Raw genomic sequence first — 4,203 nt, 5'->3', positions numbered from 1 at the left:
GTTAGAGTTCAGGACTCCCAAGGGAGTAGTTTCCCTCGATACACTTAAATCGTCGGAACCTGTTAAATCAAAGGTGATTGGGGAGGCTCCGTCAAAACTCAAAGAATCTTCTAGAGATGACATATCTGTACTCGATAAATTGGAACTTACTTGTGTTGTCTTCATCACCAGGCACACCCCATTGTCCGAAAATTAATCGGTCAATTACTTGGGGGTGTTGAATTTTTTCTGTTTATGGTTAGGGAAAAGGACAAGCCCAACTTTTCTGCCCTAGGCTTAAATTTATTATAGCGGTTCTTGCATCTGTTCGGCACACTTAAACCTTTGCTGATTAAGCTGTTCAGGATCAGGAATGTACCTCTTGTGAATCAGAAACGCTATATACACCTGTTATAGACCTGTAATCCTAAATCCGGCAGGGTAAGCGCATCTTAACAATTCTTGACAAAATCAACTTTATGTGATTTGCTTACCCAGAGAGCGATTCAGGCATATTTGAGGAGAATTGGCCATCTCAATTGTTAAGCAAAAATCGACCAAATGTGAATATTTCGTAACTATTCTGATTGACTGGTATCACTTGAAATGCCCACACAGCAAGCGGTTCACAAAATTGGCTAATTGTCAATAGCGTTTGAGATGCTCTCACCCTGTTTGGATTCATCCCCAATCCCTCTGGCAACTTGCAAGGCTTCGGGTAACAAAGCAGGGGAAAGATAGGGACTGATTGCGATAGGAAGAAGATTTTAAAGAAGCGGATATAACGGGTTTAGGTTCAGGATCAATATCATGACTTTCTAATATCTCACCCCATTCGGGATTGTCATAAACTCTTGCCAAAGATTCAGCTTCTAAAGATTCAGGACGATCTGGATTTTGATGCCATTTCTGCACACCCACCACTAACCCATTACAAACAATTGCTGATCCCGATGTTCCTTGCCAAGGTGACTGATCTTCTGCTAATCTTTCTAACTGTTCATCGGTGGGTTGTATGTCTTGACTATCTTTAATATTTAATAACAAACGGTTATGAGGCGCACGATTAGACACATCGATAGTTCCCTCAATATGTAACCCTGTGGCGTATTTTATACCATCTTCAGAATACCGTAAAAATAAAGGAAAGCCCAAACAGTCAAATTTAACTTTTTTTGTGGTATTAGCATCAGGTAACACCCCAAAACCTACAGGATCACAAGTTTCGATAGTTTCTGGTAATTCTACTAAAGCTATATCTATATTATCGGGGGCTTTCCAAATCACTTGAGCGTCTATGTCTTGCTTATCAGAATAGTCTGATGCTGATCTAAATCGTACTTTACAGTCGTTACTATTATCAAATAGATGCCGACAAGTCAAGAGTAAACGTCCCCCAATTCGATAGGCAGTGCCGTATTTAGGGGCAACAATTTCTAAAGCGCGATCGGGTTGGAATTGGGGCATAACTTATCGGATTGATGTAACCTATTCTTCTGGGATGGCGATGGGTTACGCTTCGCTAACCCATCCTACAAATTAACTGCTTTGGGGGCAAGCATTGCGTCCCTAGGGGTATAAAATTCTAATCGGGAATATCATCACTTGCTGTCTTGATAGGTCCTCCATCTTTCCCAATGGGTTTAAGGGGAATTTTAATTCTATGGGTTATCGTATCTTTATTGGTGACACCCCCACCCATTTCTACTACCCAAAATTTCAGCCCACCTTTGCTATCTTTCGACTTTTCAACCACAAATTGAACCTCTAATTCAATTTCACCCACTTGAAAGCGAATCTGCTCACCCTCAGAGGCTAAAATAGATTTACTCAGTTCAACCCGCAATGCTTCTAAGGTTTCTCGAAGTCCAACTTTATTGATGTCCATAATTCTCTAGTTATTTTTGAAGGATGCAGACCAAAACCCTTTCAATTCTATCGTTTTTCTGAAACTTTAGGGCGGACGGATTGCCTTTCTCAAATGACATAATAGCCCAACCCAATCGCTAAGGAAAGCGCGGGTTGGGAAAAGACATCGACCTAATATTATCTCAAGACTAAAATGACAAATTGAATTAGTATCGAGCTATTTTGCCAATACAAGGTGTCAAGATCAAACTAAGGAGCTAAACGTTGCCTTTGCCAACTGCCATCTTCTTGACGATAATAACAGAGACGATCATGGAGACGACTGGGGCGACCTTGCCAGAACTCGATTAAACTAGGAATTAGGCGAAATCCGCCCCAATGAGGAGGACGGGGAACTTCACGACCCGCATATTCTTCTTTTAGTTCTGTCAGGCGTTTTTCGAGGATATCTCGCCCAGAAATCACTTCACTTTGATTGGAGGCCCAGGCCCCTAAACGGGATTCCCAGGGACGGACAAAAAAGTAATTATCCGATTCCTCCTCGCTGATTTTTTCTACAGTTCCCTCGATCCTAATTTGCCGTTGCAATTCTCCCCACCAAAACACTAGGGCTGCATTGGGATTGGCGATTAATTCCTGTCCTTTGGCGCTTTGGTAGTTGGTAAAGAGAACAAAACCGCGAGGATCGAAGTCTTTTAACAGTACCATGCGAGCCCGGGGTTTACCCTCCGGGGAAATAGTGGCTAAAGTCATAGCGTTGGGTTCCAATCTTCCCGAAGATACCGCCCGTTCTAGCCATTGTTTAAATACAATGAAAGGATCGGCAGATGTTTCTGACTCTAGCAATTCTTCGAGATTGTAGTCCAAGCGCAGGTCAGCGATCGATATGTCCATGGTTTTGCTTGCTAAATTTTATCCTTTGAGATCCTACAAGATTCTACAATCATGACTATCACCTCGGCCAGTGATGCGATCGCCTCTCTTTTAGAAATGGCGGAACAGGGAGAAATTGACCCCTGGGATGTGCAGGTTATTGATGTGATCGATCGCTTTTTGGCGGAATTGGGGTTATTAAATGATCTAGATTTAGCCATGGCCCAGGCTAATTTACCCCAATCAGGACAGGCTTTTTTATGGGCTTCTATGTTAGTTTTATTTAAGGCTGATACCCTAGAAAGATTGTCTTTGGACCAGCAAGAAGAAAGTCTGATTGATGAGGAAATTAGCGAGTTAGAACGGGAATTAAGAACTTTACCCCGTTATCTAGAAAATCATATTCGCCGTCGTACTGCCGCCCCACCACCGCGCAAAAGACGGGTAACTTTACAGGAGTTAATCACTCAATTACAACAGATTGCCCTAGAGATTGAAGCTTTACCGAAACTGCCTGTAGTTGTCCCGAAACCCCGGCCCCAATCCCGACGGGAAGCGGTACAAATTATCACGGAATTGGCCCACCAAGAAAACCTGACAGAATTGGCAGCGGAACTGGACTTTTTTTTGCAAAGAAAGTTTTTTCAATTAGAGAAAAAGGAGATAGAGTTTGAGTATTTATTAGATTTATGGCAAGCGGAAAAACCCTCTAGTCACTCGGCAACACAGGAAAAGGTGGCGATTTTTTGGGCTTTACTTTTACTGGCTTCTCAATCAAAAGTGGAGTTAAAACAGGAGGATTTTTATCAGGATTTAACTATTTGTTTGATTAGGGTTTGCTGAAAAAGTTTTTTCTAGAGGCAGGGTGTGCGGTGTCGGGTGTGGGGTTTTAAGCTAAGAGGCATTACAGCTTATTGACTCCTATCTCCCTGACTCCTTTAAACATTTCTTTTTTTCTCAAACCATGTTTGTAATAATTCCCCCGATTCCTTAGCTAAAATTCCCGCGATTACCGGTAAACGATGGTTAGAAAAAGGACTATCTATAAAATTAGCCACAGTGCGGATAACTCCTGTTTTGGGATCGTCAGCACCGTACACTAATAATCCTAATCTAGCCTGAATAATTGCCCCGGCACACATGGGACAGGGTTCGAGGGTGACGTAGAGGGTACAATCATTTAAGTGCCAATTGCCTAAAACTTGACTAGCGGCACGAATCGCCAGAATTTCGGCGTGAGCGGTGGGATCATGGTGTTTTTCCTTGCAATTAGCCCCTTGAGCGATTAAATGTCCCTGTTTATCCACGATAACCGCTCCCACAGGTACATCATCCCGATCCCCCGCAGTTGCCGCTAAATTTAAAGCTAACTGCATCCATTGCCGATGTTTCTCATAGGCTTTTTCATCAATAGACTTTAGATAGTCCCACATTTAGCCAGTAAATTATCTAATTTTTTCTGACCATCCAAAGCATACAAAT

The 4,203-nt window shown here is 42.4% G+C and carries 5 protein-coding genes and 1 pseudogene; 1 reads left to right on the top strand and 5 read right to left on the bottom strand.

What is annotated here, in order from left to right:
- Positions 1 to 660: 660 nt before the first annotated feature.
- The 3 genes from PX484_RS17160 to pdxH form a co-directional block, all read right to left on the bottom strand.
- Positions 661 to 1,446: a trypsin-like serine protease gene (locus tag PX484_RS17160; RefSeq protein ID WP_287766914.1), complete on the bottom strand. Its 786-nt coding sequence runs from the start codon at positions 1,444 to 1,446 to the stop codon at positions 661 to 663.
- Positions 1,447 to 1,564: 118 nt separating this feature from the next.
- Complete coding sequence (locus PX484_RS17155; protein ID WP_287766913.1) at positions 1,565 to 1,867, bottom strand: trypco2 family protein; 303 nt, start codon at positions 1,865 to 1,867, stop codon at positions 1,565 to 1,567.
- A 230-nt stretch (positions 1,868 to 2,097) separates the two neighbouring features.
- Positions 2,098 to 2,742, bottom strand: a complete 645-nt coding sequence (gene pdxH, locus PX484_RS17150) for a pyridoxamine 5'-phosphate oxidase (protein WP_002802042.1) — start codon at positions 2,740 to 2,742, stop codon at positions 2,098 to 2,100.
- Positions 2,743 to 2,793: 51 nt separating this feature from the next.
- Here pdxH and PX484_RS17145 point away from each other — a divergent pair, with 51 nt between their 5' ends.
- Positions 2,794 to 3,564, top strand: coding sequence for a segregation/condensation protein A (locus tag PX484_RS17145; RefSeq protein ID WP_066029422.1), 771 nt, complete (start codon positions 2,794 to 2,796; stop codon positions 3,562 to 3,564).
- Positions 3,565 to 3,659: 95 nt separating this feature from the next.
- Here PX484_RS17145 and tadA read toward each other — a convergent pair whose 3' ends face one another.
- Both tadA and PX484_RS17135 read right to left on the bottom strand, forming a co-directional pair.
- The gene (gene tadA, locus PX484_RS17140; RefSeq protein ID WP_104398378.1) at positions 3,660 to 4,154 is read right to left on the bottom strand and encodes a tRNA adenosine(34) deaminase TadA; all 495 of its coding nucleotides are present in this window, start codon (positions 4,152 to 4,154) and stop codon (positions 3,660 to 3,662) included.
- Positions 4,139 to 4,203 (bottom strand): annotated as a pseudogene (locus PX484_RS17135) (glutaredoxin 3); the annotation flags it as partial. The pseudogene PX484_RS17135 and the gene tadA, both read right to left, overlap by 16 nt.

Origin of the sequence: Microcystis sp. M49636_WE2, from assembly GCF_030065375.1 — a bacterium.
GTDB lineage: Bacteria > Cyanobacteriota > Cyanobacteriia > Cyanobacteriales > Microcystaceae > Microcystis > Microcystis aeruginosa_C.
This window is presented reverse-complemented; position numbering and strand designations above follow the sequence as displayed.